The sequence below is a fragment of the Roseibium sp. ROS1 genome, assembly GCF_054658215.1.
Map to the genome: position 1 here is coordinate 712,408 of NZ_BAAGIG010000001.1, position 18,787 is coordinate 731,194.

At 60.3% G+C, this 18,787-nt stretch carries 18 protein-coding genes; 13 read left to right on the forward strand and 5 right to left on the reverse strand.

The genetic code is table 11. The features are described from left to right. Positions 1-23 precede the first annotated feature (23 nt). The 9 genes from ACYQ6M_RS03095 (at position 24) to flhA (ending at position 11,148) form a co-directional block, all read left to right on the forward strand. Entirely contained in the window at positions 24-2,144 is a 2,121-nt protein-coding gene (locus ACYQ6M_RS03095) for a flagellar hook-length control protein FliK (RefSeq protein WP_460072080.1), read from the forward strand. 31 nt (positions 2,145-2,175) lie between these two features. Next, complete coding sequence (locus ACYQ6M_RS03100) at positions 2,176-2,835, forward strand: flagellar hook assembly protein FlgD (RefSeq protein ID WP_152505750.1); 660 nt, start codon at positions 2,176-2,178, stop codon at positions 2,833-2,835. A 381-nt stretch (positions 2,836-3,216) separates the two neighbouring features. After that, positions 3,217-3,492 carry a CtrA inhibitor SciP gene (gene sciP, locus ACYQ6M_RS03105; RefSeq protein ID WP_022998157.1) on the forward strand — a complete coding sequence of 92 codons (276 nt, stop codon included), beginning with the start codon at positions 3,217-3,219 and terminating at the stop codon, positions 3,490-3,492. 310 nt (positions 3,493-3,802) lie between these two features. Next, a complete protein-coding gene (gene fliF, locus ACYQ6M_RS03110; protein WP_031268276.1) occupies positions 3,803-5,416 on the forward strand; it encodes a flagellar basal-body MS-ring/collar protein FliF in 1,614 nt (537 codons plus the stop codon). Positions 5,417-5,418: 2 nt separating this feature from the next. Continuing rightward, complete coding sequence (fliG, locus tag ACYQ6M_RS03115; protein ID WP_022998155.1) at positions 5,419-6,465, forward strand: flagellar motor switch protein FliG; 1,047 nt, start codon at positions 5,419-5,421, stop codon at positions 6,463-6,465. 38 nt (positions 6,466-6,503) lie between these two features. Further along, on the forward strand, positions 6,504-7,196 hold the full coding sequence (locus ACYQ6M_RS03120; protein WP_208984228.1) for a FliH/SctL family protein: 693 nt from the start codon (positions 6,504-6,506) through the stop codon (positions 7,194-7,196). Beyond that, a complete protein-coding gene (gene fliN, locus ACYQ6M_RS03125) occupies positions 7,193-7,528 on the forward strand; it encodes a flagellar motor switch protein FliN (RefSeq protein ID WP_022998153.1) in 336 nt (111 codons plus the stop codon). The genes ACYQ6M_RS03120 and fliN overlap by 4 nt, the downstream gene beginning before the upstream one ends. 12 nt (positions 7,529-7,540) lie before the next feature. Continuing rightward, positions 7,541-8,893: a sigma-54-dependent transcriptional regulator FlbD gene (flbD, locus tag ACYQ6M_RS03130; protein WP_055655957.1), complete on the forward strand. Its 1,353-nt coding sequence runs from the start codon at positions 7,541-7,543 to the stop codon at positions 8,891-8,893. 77 nt (positions 8,894-8,970) lie between these two features. Continuing rightward, positions 8,971-11,148: a flagellar biosynthesis protein FlhA gene (gene flhA, locus ACYQ6M_RS03135; protein ID WP_022998151.1), complete on the forward strand. Its 2,178-nt coding sequence runs from the start codon at positions 8,971-8,973 to the stop codon at positions 11,146-11,148. Positions 11,149-11,215: 67 nt separating this feature from the next. Here flhA and ACYQ6M_RS03140 read toward each other — a convergent pair whose 3' ends face one another. Beyond that, the gene (locus ACYQ6M_RS03140) at positions 11,216-11,491 is read right to left on the reverse strand and encodes a hypothetical protein (protein WP_022998150.1); all 276 of its coding nucleotides are present in this window, start codon (positions 11,489-11,491) and stop codon (positions 11,216-11,218) included. A gap of 149 nt (positions 11,492-11,640) precedes the next feature. Continuing rightward, positions 11,641-11,916, reverse strand: coding sequence for a hypothetical protein (locus tag ACYQ6M_RS03145; protein WP_022998149.1), 276 nt, complete (start codon positions 11,914-11,916; stop codon positions 11,641-11,643). A 144-nt stretch (positions 11,917-12,060) separates the two neighbouring features. Between ACYQ6M_RS03145 and ACYQ6M_RS03150 the strand changes: the two genes are divergently transcribed. Next, complete coding sequence (locus ACYQ6M_RS03150) at positions 12,061-12,672, forward strand: GNAT family N-acetyltransferase (protein ID WP_209169846.1); 612 nt, start codon at positions 12,061-12,063, stop codon at positions 12,670-12,672. A gap of 58 nt (positions 12,673-12,730) precedes the next feature. Here ACYQ6M_RS03150 and mtnA read toward each other — a convergent pair whose 3' ends face one another. Continuing rightward, positions 12,731-13,837, reverse strand: coding sequence for an S-methyl-5-thioribose-1-phosphate isomerase (gene mtnA / locus ACYQ6M_RS03155; protein WP_075284768.1), 1,107 nt, complete (start codon positions 13,835-13,837; stop codon positions 12,731-12,733). 230 nt (positions 13,838-14,067) lie between these two features. Here mtnA and ACYQ6M_RS03160 point away from each other — a divergent pair, with 230 nt between their 5' ends. Beyond that, positions 14,068-14,649, forward strand: a complete 582-nt coding sequence (locus ACYQ6M_RS03160; protein ID WP_460072086.1) for a hypothetical protein — start codon at positions 14,068-14,070, stop codon at positions 14,647-14,649. Positions 14,650-14,753: 104 nt separating this feature from the next. Here the strand turns inward: ACYQ6M_RS03160 and ACYQ6M_RS03165 are convergent, their stop codons facing one another. Next, positions 14,754-15,692: a metallophosphoesterase family protein gene (locus ACYQ6M_RS03165; protein ID WP_460072088.1), complete on the reverse strand. Its 939-nt coding sequence runs from the start codon at positions 15,690-15,692 to the stop codon at positions 14,754-14,756. 531 nt (positions 15,693-16,223) lie between these two features. Between ACYQ6M_RS03165 and ACYQ6M_RS03170 the strand changes: the two genes are divergently transcribed. After that, positions 16,224-16,709: an NUDIX domain-containing protein gene (locus ACYQ6M_RS03170; protein ID WP_075284770.1), complete on the forward strand. Its 486-nt coding sequence runs from the start codon at positions 16,224-16,226 to the stop codon at positions 16,707-16,709. A 76-nt stretch (positions 16,710-16,785) separates the two neighbouring features. Here ACYQ6M_RS03170 and ACYQ6M_RS03175 read toward each other — a convergent pair whose 3' ends face one another. Beyond that, positions 16,786-17,760: a glutathione S-transferase family protein gene (locus ACYQ6M_RS03175; RefSeq protein WP_055656751.1), complete on the reverse strand. Its 975-nt coding sequence runs from the start codon at positions 17,758-17,760 to the stop codon at positions 16,786-16,788. A 375-nt stretch (positions 17,761-18,135) separates the two neighbouring features. On the opposite strand from ACYQ6M_RS03175, the gene ACYQ6M_RS03180 reads away from it, so the two are divergent. Beyond that, the gene (locus tag ACYQ6M_RS03180) at positions 18,136-18,648 is read left to right on the forward strand and encodes a GNAT family N-acetyltransferase (protein ID WP_031268273.1); all 513 of its coding nucleotides are present in this window, start codon (positions 18,136-18,138) and stop codon (positions 18,646-18,648) included. The last annotated feature ends 139 nt before the right edge of the window (positions 18,649-18,787 follow it).

Below are 18,787 nucleotides of genomic sequence, written 5' to 3' on the forward strand. Positions count from 1 at the left end.
GCTTTCTATTCCGGTGACGAAATATGCCCGCCGATGCGGGCCGGGATCTGGGGGCAAGCGTGCTGCCATTTGGACTGACAACGGATGTTTCTGCCGGGGCGCTGGCAGCGGGTGCGGGCAGCGCACTTGCTGGCGGGCAAGCTTCTGCAGGTGCGGCTGCTTCCTCTGTTGGGGGCAAGGCAAACGGATTTGCCGAGGAGCTGAGCTCGATTTCGGGGCAGGGCGCCGCGAAGGGCGCAGGGCAAGACAAGGGTCAGGTCAGTGCCGTGGTTTCCGCCAAGGCCGGCCGGGCGGCCGAACCGGTGAAGCCGGGGGTGGTTGCCGCGCAGATCCAGACCTCTGTGGTGACAGGCGAGCTTGCACCCGCCGTTGCGGTGGATCCGACGGTCCCGGTTACCGATCCTCTTCTTTCCGGCGATATCGTGGCCGGCACTCCGCCGCTCAACGCGGGGCAACCCGGTGATGCGGATCAGGGTCTGCTTCCCTCTGAAGGAGATGAGGCAGCGCAAACCGCCGACGTTGCCCTGGTTGCGGAATTTGTGCCGGTCGCTCCTGTTGCACCTGTTGTTCCGGCTCCTGCTGGCGAAGGCGCGGCTACCACGCCTGCCACTGCCGATGCGGGCGCACCCGGTGCAGCTCTTTCGGGAGGCGCAGGTCTTGCAGGCAACGTTCCAGCGGTGCCTTCAGCTGGTGCCGCAAACGGGGCTGCGCCTGTTCCTGCAGCTGATGCAGGAGCTGGTGCCGGTTCCGGAGGTTCTGCGCCGGCTACGGCACCGGACTTTGCCGGCGCGTTGAACGGTGTTGAGGCAGGTGCCGCGCAGCCTGAAGCAGCCGGACAGACAGCACCTGCTACAGCGGCGGAGGCGCAGGCGGCAGTTGCGCGGCCAGCGCCTGCCACGACAGAGCGCCGTTGGCAGAGCGAACTGCCGAAAGAATTCCGGGCGTCGGTAACGCCCGCCGCTCACCCAGCCGGCCAGCAGCCGGCCGTGACGTTGCCTGTCCAGGCAAATATGCAGGCCGGCGCAGTGGTTGGCGGTCAGGCGCCGGGGCAGGGGGCTGGTGAAGCGCCTGGTCTCCAGGTTGCCGCGGCAACGCCTGCTGGAACTGTTGCTGCGTCTGTCTCGGCTGTCGCCAAGGCTGCTGCGGCATCTGACGGCACGCAGGTTCCTGCAGTGCCTGCCGCACCCGTGGTGGATGGCAAGACGTCAGCCCAGCCGGTAACGGCGAACACGCAAACGGGTGATGCGAGCGCGCAAGTCGGAACCGCGGTGAGTGCGGCCACCACACAGGTTGCTGCCGCCGTGAATGCGGGTGCCGTTCCTGTTCAACAGCCGGTTCAGGCAACGCCGCAGCCGGTGTCGTCCGAACAGTTGCTGGCTGGTGAGCCTGTTGCCGAGGAAGGTACGGGTCTCGTCAAGCCGGTCACGGGTGAGGCTTCCGGTCCGCAGGGGGCAGGCAATACGCAAGATGCTGCTGCCGGACCTGCTGCCAAGGGCGCGGAGCAAACGGGACCTGAGCCGCGCGGAGCGGCCCTGGCTGGTCCTGTCGCTGCTGCGGCGCTGTCGAATATTGCGGCTGATGAAGCGGATATGCCTGCTGAATTGCAGCACACCAGCATTTCCGGCGAGTTCGGTGCGGCAACGGTACGCGGCGGCGATCTGGCAGGGGCGATGCGGACCGAGAGCCTGCAGGCGCCCAGCCAGAGCCAGTCCGGTCAGGTGGCTACCCAGGTGGCCGCAGAGATTGCGCGCAATCTGAAGGATGGTCAGACCCGTTTCCAGATGCGTTTCGACCCGCCGGAACTCGGCCGGGTCGAGGTTGAGATGAAGGTTTCTCACGACGGCAAGGTCCAGGCCCATCTGCGTGTCGACCGGCCGGAGACGCTGGACATGTTCCTGCGTGATCAGCGCGGCCTGGAGCGCGCGCTGGAAGCGGCAGGGCTCAACCCGGATTCAGACAACCTGCAATTCTCCCTGAGACAGGACGGCGGCCAGCAGTTCGGCTCCGAACAGGGAGGGGATGGACATCAGCCGGCCTCGAATGGTGGCGGAGGCACGGTTTCCGAGGAAGCCGATCCGATGCTTGAAGACATTGTCAGAATGACCATCGCGGAACAGCGCGGCGGCCTGGACATGAAAGTGTAACGGGGCGAGTTGCTGCCTCAGGAGTGAAAAAATGACAACCGTTTCTCCAACTTCCTCTGCATCGTCGCAGACCGGCTCGGCAACCAGCCAGGCCGGCCTCATTGCCGATTACGAACTGTTCCTGAGCATCCTGACGACGCAGATCCAGAACCAGGATCCGCTGGATCCGCTGGACTCGGCCGAATACACCAATCAGCTGGTTCAGTATTCGAGCGTCGAGCAGGCCATCAAGCAGAACCAGAACCTTGAAGAAATCATTGCCTCGCTGACGAGCAACCAGAGCATGAGTTACGTCAGCTATATCGGCAATGAAGTGACTGCTGATGCTTCCACGACGACCCTGTCGGGCAGTCAGGCCAGCTGGAGCTATAATGTGGCGGAAGATGCGACTGGCACCTTCGAGATCCGCAACACCAGCGGGTCCATCGTCTATAGCGGTGACATCGAGCTGGCAGCAGGCGACGGCACCTTCTACTGGAACGGGCAGACTGATTCCGGCCAGCAGGCCGTGAACGGGCTCTACACCATCTCCTTCGATGTTAAGGACGCCTCCAGCCGGCCGGAAACCGTCAAGACAACCGTATCGGGCATCGTCGACAGCGTGGACTGGTCGAGCGGGGAGGCGGTGTTGAAGGTTGGCAGCCAGGAGTTTCCGGTCAGTTCCGTGGTGTCGGTCGCCCGACCGTCCTGATCAGCCACACATTCACATTTTTTGAAAACCGCTCCGGATGCCTCCGGGGCGGTTTTTCGCGTTTTCTCGATGTTTCAAGGGGCTGAGGGTAATCCGCGGGAGATTTGCCGGCACAAAAAACAAGAATGAAGTGTGGCCGGAGCAGGGATGCAATTTTCAGGTTAATCGAATTGCCTTGCAAATTGCACGGCCAGGTAAATATGGTTAACGATTTCATATAATACTATTTAGAATTGGACCCTTTATCTTTGCGAAATCCTAAATATCATTCACTAAATTTAGATTTTATAGTTAATAAAAACACAATTTTGCTTTAGGCGTTTGTTAAGCGTCATCTTGTAGTCTCAAATCAGCCTTGGTCATGGTTAGTGTGAGAGTACAATGACCGAACACATTCGTTCGCGTGTAAAATATGTCATCGGACCGGACGGGAGCCCGCTTACCATTGCGGACCTGCCTCCGACTTCGACAAAGCGGTGGGTCATCCGCCGCAAGGCAGAGGTGGTTGCCGCAGTTCGCGGTGGCTTGTTGTCCCTTGAAGAAGCGTGCCAGAGATACACTCTGACAGTTGAGGAGTTCCTCTCCTGGCAAAGCTCGATTGAAAAGCACGGTCTTGCCGGGCTTCGAGCGACCCGGGTCCAGCAATATCGAAATTGACCCGGAACACGGTTTCTGCAATGCGCCGGTGGGGCGCAATCAAAAGGTCGGCACTGCCGGCCTTTTTATTTGTCTTGCTGTCCGTACGGAACTTATCCAAAAATTAATGAGGTAGGCAGTTTTTCCCCACCTCAGTTGCAGTTTGCATTAATCGAAATGGCGGAAACTCGCCGATCCGCCCCTATTGGAAAGGTTTTGTTAACCACTTGTTAACCACCTGGGCGGCAAATTTTGCCCATCGAAGGTGTGGCGTGCCCAGCCGACTCCAATAATAACGGCAGGGGCATGTTTCAAATGCGGGCGGGCATTCGTGAACGGACTTGTAGAATTCATCAGAACCTTGGGGGCGGCACGCATTGCTGCAATGGGGGCAGTTGCCGCCATCCTCGTCGGCGTCTTCGCCTTCATCATCTTTCGGGTGACGGCACCCCAGATGACGACACTCTACAATGAGTTGACCCTTGAGGATTCCGCATCGATCGTTTCCCAGCTGGAAAGCCAGGGCGTGCAATTCGAGATCGCCCGCCAGGGTGCCTCGATTCTCGTTCCGAACGAGCAGGTCGCCCGCCTGCGCATGCAGCTTGCCGCTGAAGGCCTGCCGACCGGCGGTTCTATCGGCTACGAGATCTTCGACCGTTCAGACACTCTTGGCGCCACCAGCTTCGTTCAGAACATCAATCACCTGCGCGCCATGGAAGGCGAGCTGTCGCGCACGATCGGCTCCCTCGACCGCATCCGCGCCGCCCGTGTTCACCTGGTTATCCCGGAGCGTCAGCTGTTCCAGAGAGACCGTCGTCCGCCGTCAGCGTCCATCGTGCTGAACGTTCGTGGTGCTCTCGGCCCGGGCGAAATCCGCGCGGTCCAGCATCTGGTTGCCACCGCGGTTGACGGACTTGAGCCGGACCGTGTCTCGATTGTCGACGAAAGCGGCCGTCTGCTGGCTTCCGGCGCGGGCAACGACGAAGACGGCCTGATGACGAATTCGCTGCAGGAGCGGACTGTCGAGGTCGAAGGCCGGCTGCGCAACCAGATCGAGGAAATTCTGAACTCCGTCGTCGGCCCTGGGCGGGCACGGGTTCGCGTCAACGCGGAGGTCGACTATAATCGCCTGACGGAGACCACCGAGACCTTCGACCCGGACGGGCAGGTGGTGCGTTCGACCCAGTCCAAGGAAGAAGCTTCTTCCGCCGTGTCCCGGAACGGGCAGGTTACTGTTGCCAACCAGCTTCCGAACGCCGATGCTGGTCAGGGGCAGGCAGAGCGCGACACGTCGTCCATTACCGAGGAAATCGTCAACTACGAGATTTCCCACTCGACCCGGACCGAAGTTGTCGAAGCTGGCAAGATCAAGCGTCTGTCCGTTGCGGTGCTGGTTGACGGCACCTACCAGCCGGACGGCAATGGCGGCAGCACCTATACACCGCGCGCCCAGGAAACCCTGGACCGGATCGCTGTTCTGGTGCGCTCCGCAGTCGGTTTCGATGCCGAGCGGGGCGACGTTGTGGAAGTCGTGAACCTGCAGTTCGCCCTGCCGCCGCAGGATGACCTGCTGGCTGAAAGTGACAGCCTGTTCGATTTCACCCGCAACGACATCATTCGTTTTGCCGAGCTGGGTGTTCTGTTCCTGATTGCCGTGATGCTGCTGCTCTTCGTGGTTCGCCCGCTGCTGCGCCGCATCGTGACACCGGAAGAAAAGCAACCTCAGGAGCTGATGATCGGTCCGGATGGGACGCTGGTAGTGGAGACGGAAGTGCCACAGGAAGAATCGGCTGAAGACGAATTCGTGATCGAATGGCTGGAACAGGCCAAGCAGGAAGGAGCCATGCAGGCAAGCTCGATTGCCAAGGTAGGCGACATGATCAAGGACCATCCGACCGAAGCGGTGACCATCGTTCGCGGTTGGCTGGATGAACAGGCGGCCTGACGGTGAGCGATCAACTCCAGAAACAGCTGCAGGTCAGCGCGGACGAAGAAGAGCGCGAGCTGAAGGGAGCGGAACGGGCAGCCGTTCTGCTTCTCGCGCTTGGCGAGTCCCATGGCGCGCCGATCTGGGCAAAGCTTGACGAGATCGAGGTGCGCCAGGTTTCGGCCGCGATGGCCAACCTCGGTCCGGTCACGCCGAACATGCTGGAGAACCTGTTCAAGGATTTCGTGCGCCGCGTCAGTTCCAAGGGATCACTGACAGGGAACGTCGATGCGACCGAGCGGCTGCTGGCCAGCTTCCTGCCGGGCGAGAAGGTCTCCATCATCATGGAGGAAATCCGCGGTCCGGCCGGGCGTAACATGTGGGAGAAGCTCTCCAACGTGCAGGAGAACGTTCTCGCCAACTATCTGAAGAACGAATATCCGCAGACGGTCGCGGTGGTGCTGTCGAAGATCAATTCCGACCACGCGGCACGGGTGCTGGGCATTCTGCCGGAGGAACTGGCGCTGGAAGTGGTCAGCCGCATGCTGCGCATGGATGCCGTCCAGAAGGAAGTTCTGGAGAAGGTGGAGCAGACGCTGCGCGTGGAATTCATGTCGAACCTCACCAACACCTCGCGGCGCGACAGCCACGAGATGATGGCGGAGATCTTCAACAATTTCGATCGGCAGACCGAAGCCCGCTTCCTGGCAGCCCTGGAAGAGGACAACCGCGAAGCTGCCGACCGCATCAAGACCCTGATGTTTACCTTCGACGATCTGTTGAAGCTGGACGCAGCCAGTGCACAGACACTGCTCAGGCACGTCGAAAAGGACGCCCTGGCCATTGCGCTCAAGGGCTCCACGGATACGGCAAGGGAATTCTTCTTCGGCAACATGTCGTCGCGTGCCGCAAAACTTCTGCAGGACGACATGGATGCGCTCGGACCCGTGCGGTTGCGTGATGTGGACGAAGCGCAGACCGGCATGGTGAACAAGGCCAAGGACCTGGCAGCCAAGGGCGAGATCATGATCTCCAAGTCCAAGGGCGAGGATGAAATTATCTACTGATGCGGCAAACGGCAGGCACTTACAGCAGAATGGGACGCATGACCAACCCATCGAAATTTCTGTTCAACGTCGACTTTTCCGAGCCTGAAGAGCCGGAAGAGGTCGCTCCCGTCGAGCCGGAGATACCGATGATTCCGGTCGCCCAGCATGAGGAATTGCTGAAGAAGGCAAGGGCCCAGGCTTTCGAAGAAGGCCGGGTGAAGGCGCTTCAGGACCTGCAGACCAAGCAGGAGACGTTGCTTACGGCGGAAGTCAATCATCTGGCCGGAGCGGTTTCGCGGGTGCTGGAGACCCTGGACGGGCAGGTGGCGGAACGCGAGAAAGATGCCATCAGTCTCGCTTTTCTTGTGGCCAGGCGTCTGTGTGCCCATCTGATCGCACGCCAGCCGCTGGCCGAGACGGTGGCTTTGGTGTCAGAATGCCTGGGACCGCTGCGCAAGGCGCCGCATCTCGTCATCCGTATCGCCGAGAAGGATGTCGAGGCGCTGAAAGCCCAGGTGGATCCGATCATTCACGAAAAGGGCTTCGAAGGGCGGCTGGTCATCCTCGGCGAGCCGGAAATCGGACGCGGCGATTGCCATATCGAGTGGGCTGACGGCGGTATCAGACGCGACCGCAAGGCGATCGAAGCCGAAATCGATGCCAGCATTCGTTCCTATCTGCGAGGGCGCAGTGCGGAAAGACGCGGCAAAACCTCCGACACGTCGGCGGAAAAGGAAACTGACGCATGAGCGACGAGCAAGATCACAATATCCCGCTCGACGAGCTCGAGGCGCCGCAGCGCCGGCTCGACGATGGCGAAATGCATGTACCGCAGTCCGCGGCTGACCTTGAGGCCGTGTTCGACGTTCCTGTGCGCATTTCCGCCGTTCTGGGGCACTCCAGAATGCATGTCTCGGATCTGTTGAAACTGGCATCCGGAACGGTTCTGGAACTCGACCGGAAGGTGGGGGAAGCCATCGATATCTACGTGAACGACCGGCTGGTCGCCCGTGGTGAAGTCGTCCTGGTGGAAGACAAGCTCGGCGTGACCATGACTGAAATCATCAAGACGGATCGATAGGGAAAGTAACGGATGCGGCTGTTAATTGTCGGAACGCTCGGCGGTCAGCTGACGACGGCTTCCAAGATCGCGATGCAGGGCGGGGCCCAGGTCACCCATGCGGACGATATCGAAGGTGCCCTGAGGGTGCTTCGGTCCGGGCGCGGAGCGGACCTCCTGATGGTCGAGGTTCATCTCGACATTGCCGGGCTGATCCAGAAACTCCAGAACGAACGCGTGCATGTGCCGGTGGTGGCCTGCGGCGTGGAAACGGATGCACAGGCCGCGGTGTCTGCCATTCGGGCAGGTGCGAAGGAATATATCCCGCTGCCGCCCGATCCGGAGCTGATCGCAGCCGTTCTGGCGGCAGTTGCCCAGGAACGCGGCGACCTGATCTATCGGGACGATGCCATGGCATCGGTGGTCAAGCTTGCCGAACAGGTGGCGCCATCCGATGCCTCGGTGCTGATCACCGGTGAATCCGGCACGGGTAAGGAAGTCATTGCCCGCCATGTGCACAAATGCTCGAACCGGGCCTCGAAGCCGTTTATCTCGATCAACTGCGCGGCCATTCCCGAACATCTTCTGGAATCCGAACTCTTCGGCCACGAGAAGGGCGCTTTCACCGGCGCCGTTGCCCGTCGGATCGGCAAGTTCGAGGAAGCCGATGGCGGCACGCTGCTGCTTGATGAAATTTCGGAAATGGACGTTCGCCTGCAGGCCAAGCTCCTGCGTGCCATCCAGGAGCGTGTGATCGACCGCGTCGGCGGCACGCGCCCGGTTCCGGTCAATATCCGCATCCTGGCAACGTCCAACCGGGATCTTGCCGAAAGCGTGCGTCAGGGCCATTTCCGCGAAGATCTTCTGTTCCGCCTCAATGTTGTGAACCTGAAGCTGCCGGCTCTTCGCGAGCGGCCGGCGGACATCATGGAACTCGCCCTGTTCTTCATCAAGCACTACTCGGAAGCCAATGGTGTTCCGGTTCGGCCACTGTCCGTCGAGGCCCGTCAGGCGCTAATGTCCAATCCGTGGCCGGGTAACGTGCGCGAACTGGAAAACACCATGCACCGCGCGGTGCTGCTGGCTTCGGGAGGTGAAATCGGCGTCGAGGCGATCCGCATGCCGGACGGCACGCCGCTAAGCGTCTCCAAGGGTGCTGCGGAGCGGGCCGCACAGACGGCCGAAGCCGTGACGCGATCCTTCGTCGGACGCACGGTTGCCGATGTCGAGCGTGATCTCATTCTCGACACGCTGGATCATTGCCTGGGCAACCGGACACATGCTGCAAAAATTCTGGGTATTTCAATCCGGACGCTGCGCAACAAGCTGAATCAATATACCGATGAAGGAATAAGCGTTCCGGGACCGGGCGAAGCCCGGGCCTGATCGCACCGGCAGGAACCATAACGAAGGCCACGTCCGTTGATTGACCCGGGCGGCGGTTACAGGAAACCAGACCACAAATGTCGGACACGGCAGCAGGCGAACAGCGCAGACCGGAAGGCCCCGCAGCGGAGCAGCAGACGGCTGCGCCCGCCGCGGCCACCGGTCTTGCAGGCTTCCCCGTCCTTCAGGAGATTGTAGATACCCTTCGCCGGGGTGACGTCGGTCTGGCAACCGGCATTCTCGTCATCCTGACGCTCCTGATCCTGCCGATGCCGCCGATGATGCTGGATACGTTCCTGGCGGTCTCCATCATCTTTTCCGTCATGATCCTCATGACGGGCCTGTTCATCCAGCGGCCGCTGGAATTCTCGTCCTTCCCGACAGTGCTGCTGATTGCGACCATGCTGCGGCTGGGTCTCAATATTTCCTCCACCCGGCTTATCCTGGCAAACGGGCATGAAGGCACTGCTGCAGCGGGCAACGTCATTCAGTCCTTCGGCAATCTCGTCATGGGCGGGAACTTCGTCATCGGGATCATCGTCTTCGCGATCCTGGTGATCGTGAACTTCGTCGTCATCACCAAGGGTTCCGGCCGTATCGCGGAAGTCGCGGCACGCTTTACCCTGGATGCCATGCCGGGCAAGCAGATGGCGATCGATGCGGATCTGTCCGCAGGCCTCATCGACGAAGCCGAAGCCAAGTCTCGCCGCAAGGCGCTCGAGGACGAAAGCGCCTTCTTCGGGGCCATGGACGGTGCGTCCAAATTCGTACGCGGCGACGCCATTGCCGGCCTTCTGATCACCTTCATCAACATTCTCGGCGGCATCTTCATCGGTGTTGCGCAGATGGAGCTGACCTTTACCGAGGCCGCCAACAACTACACGCTGCTGACCATCGGCGATGGCCTTGTCTCCCAGATTCCGGCACTGATCGTTTCCACGGCAGCCGGCCTCCTTGTTTCCAAGGCAGGTGTGCATGGCGCTGCCGACAAGGCGCTGACCAGCCAGTTCACCGGCTATCCGAAGGCGCTTGGCATGTCGGCCGCGGTTATGGTGATCCTGGCGCTGCTTCCGGGCATGCCCATGGTCCCGTTCTTCGGTCTTGCAGGTCTTGCCGGTTACCTGGCCTTTTCCGTCGGGTCGAAGAAGAAGAAGGCCGCAGCAAAGGCCGAGATGGTCAAGGCCGTGGAAGCTGCGCCGAAGCCGCCGCCAGAGCCGCCGATTACCGACGCCCTGAAGATGGACGAACTGCGGATCGAGCTCGGCTATGCCCTGTTGCCGCTGATCAATGGCAAGGCAACGGGCGACAACGATGTTCTGACCGAGCAGATCAAGGCATTGCGCCGCCAGATCGCGGGCGACATGGGCGTGATCATGCCGCCGGTGCGCATCCTCGACAACATTCAGCTTGGCGCGAACGATTACGTCATCAAGGTGAAGGAAGTAGAAGCCGGCCGCGGCGTGCTTTACCCGAACCACTTCATGGTCATGGATCCGGCAGGTGGGCAGGTCAAGCTGCCGGGCACGCACACCACGGAACCGACGTTCGGCTTGCCGGCAACCTGGGTTGAGGCCCAGTATCGCGAGGATGCTTCCTTGCGTGGCTACACCGTGGTGGATCCGGCAACCGTTCTGTCCACACATCTGACCGAGACGATCAAGGCGAACATCAGCGAACTCCTGACCTATGGCGACGTGCAGAAGCTGCTCAAGGAGCTGAAGGGCGAGCAGGCCAAGCTGGTCGAGGACCTGATCCCGTCGCAGATCACCGTGTCCGGTGTCCAGCGTGTGCTGCAAACCCTCCTGGGCGAGCGGATTTCGGTTCGCGACCTCGGAACCATTCTGGAAGGCGTGTCCGAAGCAACCGGCATGACCCGCAACACGGACACCATTGCCGAGCACGTGCGCACCCGTCTTGGCAGGCAGATCTGCGCCGCCAATCTGGCGCCCGGCGGCTATCTGCCGCTCATCGCGCTATCGCCGCAATGGGAGCAGGCTTTCCTGGAATCCATCATCGGCGAGGGGGACGACCGCCAGCTTGCGATGCAACCCAGCAAGCTGCAGGAATTCGTCGGCAGGGTCCGCGATGCGTTTGAGCAGGCTGCGCAGCAGGGCGAGGTTCCCGTGTTGCTGACATCCCCGCAGACCAGGCCGTTCGTTCGCTCCATCGTCGAGCGTTTCCGTGCCCATACGACGATCATGAGCCAGGCTGAAGTTCACCCGCGGATCAAGCTCAAGACAATCGGTTCGATCTGAGGCGGGGCAATCATCAGTGCGTTCAACAAGGCTCTGTTGAACGCCCGCTGATGTCATGCCCGGTGTGCTAGACGACCACGTTAATCCTGGCCATGGCGGCGGTCTGACTGGCGTATGTGCCCAGCCGGCCCTGGTTCTGCAGGACAAACAGCGAATTGGCCTGAGAGGCCTGCGTGTTGATCGATTGCATCACGTAAGCGAGGTTGTTCAGCTGGTCGATACGCTTTGCGGCTGTCTGGCGCCGCTTTGTCCAGGCCTTGTTGTAGTCGGCCAGGGACACCTTGCGACTGGAGCTGAAACGTTTGGAATAATCTCGTTGGAAGTAGTTGCCGACCTTAGCCATGCGATTGCCTTTTCAAAAGACTGAAACAGCATAGCTCCCGAAGGAATGAACAAGCTCTTAACGCGCGTATCTGCAGAAAACGCTACGTAACTTTTTTCGAGAAAATATCATCTTCCCGGGCCTTTGCCCGGCAGTTTATCCGGGAAAATCTAGACGAGTACGTTGATACGGGCCATCGCGGCTGTCTGGTTCGCATAACCACCCAGCCGGCCCTGGTTCTGCATGACAAACAACGTGTTCGTCTGAGCTGCCTGCGTATTGATGGTCGCGAAGGTGGACGCCAGGTTCCGAAGCTGCTGCATTTTCTGCGACGACGCCTGACGGCGCCCGTTCCAGGCCTTGTTGTAGTCAGACCAAGTCGACTTCCGCTTCGTGCTGAAAGTTTTGTGGTAGTCCCGCTGGACGTAGTTTCCGACCTTTGCCATGGCAGCTCCTTCCTGGAGATCTGAACAGACTGTGTGCGAAGATGGTTAACAAGCCCTTAAATCAGCGCATTGTGCACAGGGCGGCTTGGCGACAAACGTTCCAGCTGTTAAGCCCGGAAAAACACCCGAGATTCTGGAGTTTTCATGTCGACGCAAGCGCTTAACCTCGATGGCTATACGGATATTCCGGAGGGCAAGGTTGCCTTCGTGGTCACGTTCCTGGAAATGCTTCAGGCACCTGAACAGCCTCTCGCGCCATCACGCAGCGATGTGACATTGCAGCGGTGGCAGACGCCGGATCTCGACAGCTATCGAAAGCTTTTTCGGGAGGTTGGTGAAGACTGGATCTGGTTCGGCCGGCTGGTTCATGACGACAAGACGCTGGAGCAGCTGCTCGCCGAGCCTGCCCGCGAGAACTACCTGCCGATCATCGATGGCAAGCCGGTCGGTACGCTGGAGCTGGATTTTGCCAACCCGGAAGAGCCCGAACTTTCCTATTTCGGCCTGGTCCCCGGTGCGATCGGTGGCGGGCTTGGCCGCTGGCTGATGGCCCAGGCGCTGGACATCGTCTGGTCACGCCCGGAAACGAAACGGCTCTGGGTGCACACCTGCACCGGCGACAGCCCGCAGGCGCTGATCTTTTACCAGGCCTGCGGTTTCAAACCCTACAAGCGCGCTATCGAAGTTGCCGAAGACCCGCGTCTGCAGGGGCTTCTCGGCCGCGAGCGCGCCCCGCATGTGCCCGTAATCGAGTGAGGACGCGCTTCAGCGGGGTCTCGAAGGAATGGGGCTGCCCGCTCGCAAGCGCGCCCGTCTAGGCACTTGCCCGAACCCGCTCCGGAAAGGCATCTGCAATGGCTTTGCGGTTTGCCTCCAGCACGCCGCGCTCGGTGATGAGGCCGGTCACGAGACGGGCAGGGGTGACATCGAAGGCCGGATTTCCGACAGGTGATCCGTCCGCAACGATGTCCACCGTCTCGATCTCGCCGGCGCTGGTGCGGCCGGTGATGCGGCTGACTTCTTCGCCGCCGCGTTCCTCGATCGGGATCTGCCGGATACCGTCCGACAGGGAAAAGTCGATGGTCGGTGACGGCAGCGCGACGTAGAAGGGCACACTGTTGTCCTTTGCAGCCAGTGCCTTCAGATAAGTACCGATCTTATTGCAGACATCACCGGTGGCCGTGGTGCGGTCCGTTCCGGTGATGACGATATCGACCTCGCCATGCTGCATCAGGTGTCCGCCGGCATTGTCGACAATCACCGTGTGCGGCACACCATGCTGACCGAGCTCCCAGGCGGTCAGAAAAGCCCCCTGATTGCGCGGTCGGGTTTCGTCGACCCAGACATGAACGGGAATGCCGCCGTCATGGGACATGTAGATCGGCGCCGTCGCGGTGCCCCAGTCGACGGTGGCCAGCCAGCCGGCATTGCAATGGGTGAGGATGTTGACCGGCTCACCGGCGCGTTTCAGCCGCGAGATCGCGGCAATCAGCTCCATCCCGTGCATGCCGATGGCCATGTTGATGGCGATGTCCTCGTCGCAGATGTCATTGGCCAGCTTGAAGGCAGCTTCCTCGCGGATTTCAGGTGCCAGCCGGACCAGTGTCCGACGCGCCTTGTCGAGGGCCCATTGCAGGTTGACCGCTGTCGGCCGGGTTTCCAGCAGGGACGAGCAGGCAGCATGGAGATTGTCGTCTGAGGCGTCGGTCCGCATGGCCAGCGCGACGCCGTAGGCGGCTGTTGCACCAATCAGAGGCGCGCCGCGCACCTGCATGAACCGGATCGCATGGGCGGCGTCTTCCATTGTATGCAGTCGGATGGTCTCGAACGTGTGCGGAAATCTTGTCTGATCGATGATCTCGACCGAGCCGCCATCTTCCGCAAGCCAGATCGTGCGATATTTCTTGCCGTCCACGTTCATGAGCGAAACTCCGCAATCGCAATATGTTTTTTGCATAACCCATGAACTGGCTTCAGGCCAGTCGCGCGTTACTGGCGTGACTGTCAAAAATACCTTAATCTCCGTTAACCATGTTTGGATCATTGCCAGTGGATAGCTCGCAGGTGGAGGCCATGCGGCTGTTTCACTCGGGATAGAGTCAGTTAAGACTTGATTCACCAACGGCAGTACAACGGAGTCACGTGTACCCCATGTCTGAAATGCAGGATAACGTTGTCCCACATACGCGCATGCGGTCCTTGCGCGATGCGATCCGGAAGGTTCAGCTTGGCGAAGTCGAACGTTCGGACGTGGTTGTTGAGCTCCAGGAGACCGAGCGTGCCCGACTGGACATGCTTGCAGACGAACTCAAAGACGTTTTCAGGGAAATCCCGGAAGACGACGACCAGTTTTCCCTTCAGATCATCTCCGGTTCCACGCCTCGGCTCTGGATCGATGCGACCAGCCACGTGGCCGTTGGTGGTGACAGGCGCACCTATCGGTTCCTGAAGGAAACGCGCCTCGGCCGGGTGGTCATTCTGGAAACGGCCAACATCGACGACATGGCAGACTGCCTGACCGAATATATTGCCGAACGCGTGCTGGAGCGGGAAAAGGCGCTGGAAGGCGACTGGCTCAACAACCGGCTGCGGCAGGTCGCGCTCGACAGCAAGGTCGTGCGTGTCAAGGAAAGCCGTACACCCTGGATGGCGGTCGCAGGTGCCTTCGGGATCGGTCTTGCGGCGGGCGTCATCGGCCTCATTGTCTTTGCCTGGTTCGCCAACCCGCTCTAAGGCGGCTTTTGTGAACGACGTCCAACACTCTCCAGTCTCGGTCCTGGTTACCGCAAACCTGTGAGTGCCTTTCTGGGTAACTCGTCAGGCCTGCAGGAAGGGCCTCAGGGCCTGCCGCCCGGAATGGCGACTTCTCGTTCCGCGAGCAGCTTCACCGGCTCGTCTGGTGCGGAAAAGCCATGCTCTTCCATTTGGCAGGACCAGCCCTCGTTTGTCTTTTCGATTCGGAACAGGTTGTAGCGCGCCGCCGGTTTCTTGCCGCCAGGCGCGCTTGTGGCAGATGGCACACCAACCACCGGGACAAGCCCGTCCGGTCCCTCGATATGCTCGAAACTGTCGACATGGGTGTGGCCGTGCAGGATGAGCTCTGCACCGGCTCTCTTGACGACGGCGCGCACCCTGGAGGCGTCCGACAGGCGCTTGTGCCAACGGGTGGCATGGGGGAACGGCGGGTGATGCAGCATCACCACGCGGAAGAAACCGTCCCGGCCAAGGTCGTCCAGAATTGCCCGCAGACGCTTGCTCTGCTTGCTGCCGACACGGCCTGTTGCGAACCAGGGGCCGCTGGCACGACCGGTCGTCACGCCGACAAGGGCGATGCCGTCCCGCTTGCGAACATAGGGAAAGGTTGCTTCCGAGTTGGTGCCGTTTGACGGCACATTGCCTGCGCCATCGCCGCGCATGTAGGGCCACCATGCCGCACGAGCCCTGCGCACGGCTCCAGGCACATAGGCGTCGTGGTTGCCCGGAACGACGGAGACATCCTCCGGCGGGCCGATATCTTCAAGCCAGGTTCGCGCACCGGAAATTTCAAGGGGCAGGGCGATATTCACCAGGTCGCCGGTGACGGCAATATGGTCGGGCGCCTGCGCCTGCATGTCATCGACGAGTTGTTCGAGATAACTGCCGCCCATGATCCTCGACCGGTTGCGGCGCCAGTTGAGGTAACCAAGGATCCGCTTGGAAAAGAGCTGCAGCAGCTTGGGGTCCGGAAGCGGGCCGAGATGAGGGTCGGAAAGATGAGCGAGCGTGAATGTGGACATGGTCGCGCATCTTCAAAACGAAAAGCGCCGCGTCAAGGGGAAATGACGCGGCGCTTTCAAGTGAGTTCAGGAACTGCCGGGAAACCGGTTACTTGACCGGTTTGACTGCCTTCGCGGCTTTCGGCGCTTTCTCGGTGTTATTGTCTGCGGAGCGCGTGGTTTCGCGCAGCGTCGCGCCAACAACATTCACGAATCCGAACATGGGTCTTCTCCGTACAGGTTCCTTCAACCGACCTTAGTTGGTCGGGAAAGTGGTCAGGGTTGCGACGATGCGCGGGTTGGTCAGGTCGATAGCCGGCTTCCACTGGTAATTGTTGCGGTTGCGGCGGCGTTTTCCAAACAGAGCGTTCAACATTTTATTTTCCTTCAGGTTCGGGCGGTCAGAAGGGCTGCCCTCGAATTCATCAACTTGCCCGATATATATGCATGCGGTGCACAAAGGAGGAGCGTTATTCTCACGGGTCAGCCCTGCGGGGATTGCATGGGTTAAAAAAGTTTTATTTCCCGTCTGGATCCGGTAACGTCCTGAAAATGTTGAAGATATTATCAGTCTTGCCGAAGTCGGTGACCACACGCCTGATCCAGGGAATTGGACTTGTCCGAAACCCGTTCACGCTTGGGGTGCGCGTGATCGTTGAAGACCGCAACAGCCGGGTCCTTCTGGTGCGGCACAGTTATGTCACGGGCTGGTACCTGCCGGGTGGGGGCGTGGACAAGGGCGAGACGATGGAAGAGGCTGCCTGCCGGGAGGTTCTGGAAGAAGCAGGTGTCGTCTCGGTAAGCCGCCCGCAGCTTCTCAATATCTTCCTGAACCAAGAAGCGACAGGCCGTGATCATGTCGGGCTTTATCACATGCCCGAGTGGAGACAGGCGGACACCTTCCTTCAGCCCAATGCGGAAATCGAGGAAGCGGCATTCTTTGAGCTTGAGGCTTTGCCGGAGGGGCTTACGCGGTCCACAGCCCGGCGGCTTGACGAGTTCCGGTCCGGCCGCGAACCGGAAAGCGGCAAGTGGTGAAGCCTGCCTCCACCAGGTTTGTCATGTCGTCTTCCAGGTAAGCCGGAGCCGGCTCACCTGGAAGTTTCGTACCTGATCAGGCAGCTGCCTTGAAACGCTCACGGTCGTGAGGGCGGGTGAAATCCAGGGCCGGCCCGACAGGGACGATCCTGGTCGGATTCACGCTCTCATGTGAGCCGTAGTAGTGCTGCTTGATCGTTGTCATGTCGACCGTGTCTGCAACACCCGGGACCTGATAAAGCTCCCGCAGGTAGTTCGACAGGTTCGGATAGTCGTCGATCCTGCGGATATTGCATTTGAAATGCCCGACATAGACCGCGTCGAAGCGCACCAGCGTCGTGAACAGTCGCCAGTCGGCTTCCGTCAGCTGGTCTCCGACCAGATAGCGCTGACGGGACAGGCGGTCTTCCAGCTCGTTCAGTGCCTTGAACAGCTCCGTGACGGCTTCTTCATAGGCTTCCTGAGTGGTCGCGAAACCGGACTTGTAAACACCGTTGTTGACTGCGTGATAGACGCGCTCGTTGATACTGTCGATTTCGGTGCGCAAGGCAGTCGGATAGAAATCAAGGTGTGAGCCGGTCAGGTCGTTGAACGCCGAGTTGAACATCCGGATGATCTCGGAGGACTCGTTGCTCACGATCGTGTTCTGGTGCTTGTCCCAGAGGATCGGCACGGTCGCACGGCCGCTGTAGTGCGGGTCGGCCTTGGTGTAGACATGCCAGGCGTATTTCGCGCCGGTCAGCGGATCTATCTCCGGAAACTCCCAGCCGTTCTCCAGCATGAGCGGCTGTACGGCGGAGACGGAAATCAGGTCTTCCAGTTTCTTGAGCTTTCGGAATACCAGCGTGCGATGCGCCCAGGGGCAGGCATAGGAAACGAACAGATGATAGCGATCCGCTTCAGCCTTGAAGCCGCCGTTGCCCGTGGGGCCGGCAGACCCGTCCGCCGTGATCCAGTTCCGAAATGCCGCGTCCTTGCGGACGAAGCGTCCACCGGTGGATTTCGTGTCGTACCATTTGTCTTTCCAGACGCCGTCGACCAGCAGTCCCATGATGCGCTCCTTGTTGTGCTTCGTCTCGTTAGGTTGTGCACACAGGCGGAAAATCAATCAATTGAATGCTCTGTTCCGGCTCGGTGAACAATCAGCGGACTGGTGAGGAGGGACAAAAAAGGCTGGACCGAAGCAGCCATTGCGTGGTAACCGCTTCTCCTCTTTCTGGAAATATCGGCTTTCGAACACGCTGATATCGCAACGAGACTGGGATAGATGACCGCAGGTCTTACGCTTCGACGACGAACCAGCCGACGAGATAACTCTCGTCCGCACCGTCGCGGCTGACCTGATCCTGGATCTTCCTTACGTTTTATCCAGGCACTGGCAGGCGCGCATTTCTCCAAAGACTGCATGCTTGCTGGAACCAGCCAAATGAAACAGACCACATGGGTCATCCGGCCCGAAGACGCGACAGACACCTCCGCAATTGACGATCTGCAGGCCGAAGCTTTCGGCCCAGGCCGGTTCGCGCGAACCGCTTTCCGGATCCGCGAAGGCGTCCCGCACCGTCCGGATGTCTCTTTCGTCGGCCTTGCGGGTGAGCAGGTGGCCGGGTCAATCAGACTGACACCGATCAGGATTGGCGAGAGTGACGCCCTGCTGCTCGGTCCATTGACCGTATCTCCCGACTTCAAGAACCGGGGTCTCGGCAAGGCGCTTATGCGTACGGCGATGGAAGCGGCGGCTGCGGCCGGAGACAAGGTCGTGCTGCTGGTCGGCGATGCGCCTTATTACAGCCCCTTCGGCTTTCAGCAGGTTCCGTTCGGACGCATTACGTTGCCCGGGCCCGTCGACCCGGCGCGGCTCCTCGTCGCGCTGTTGAATGACGGCGACATTCCGAGCGGAATGGTGCACGGCGGAGCTTCTGTTGCGGTCGCTTCCTGAGGTTGTTTCTGCGTGACGCGGGGCGGGGTGACGGTGGGTGTGGCCCATCCTTCGAGACAGGCCTTCGGCCTTCCTCAGGATGAGGTCGAGGGGAAGCTACCGGCCTATCAATATTCTCTTCCTCATCCTGAGGAGGCCA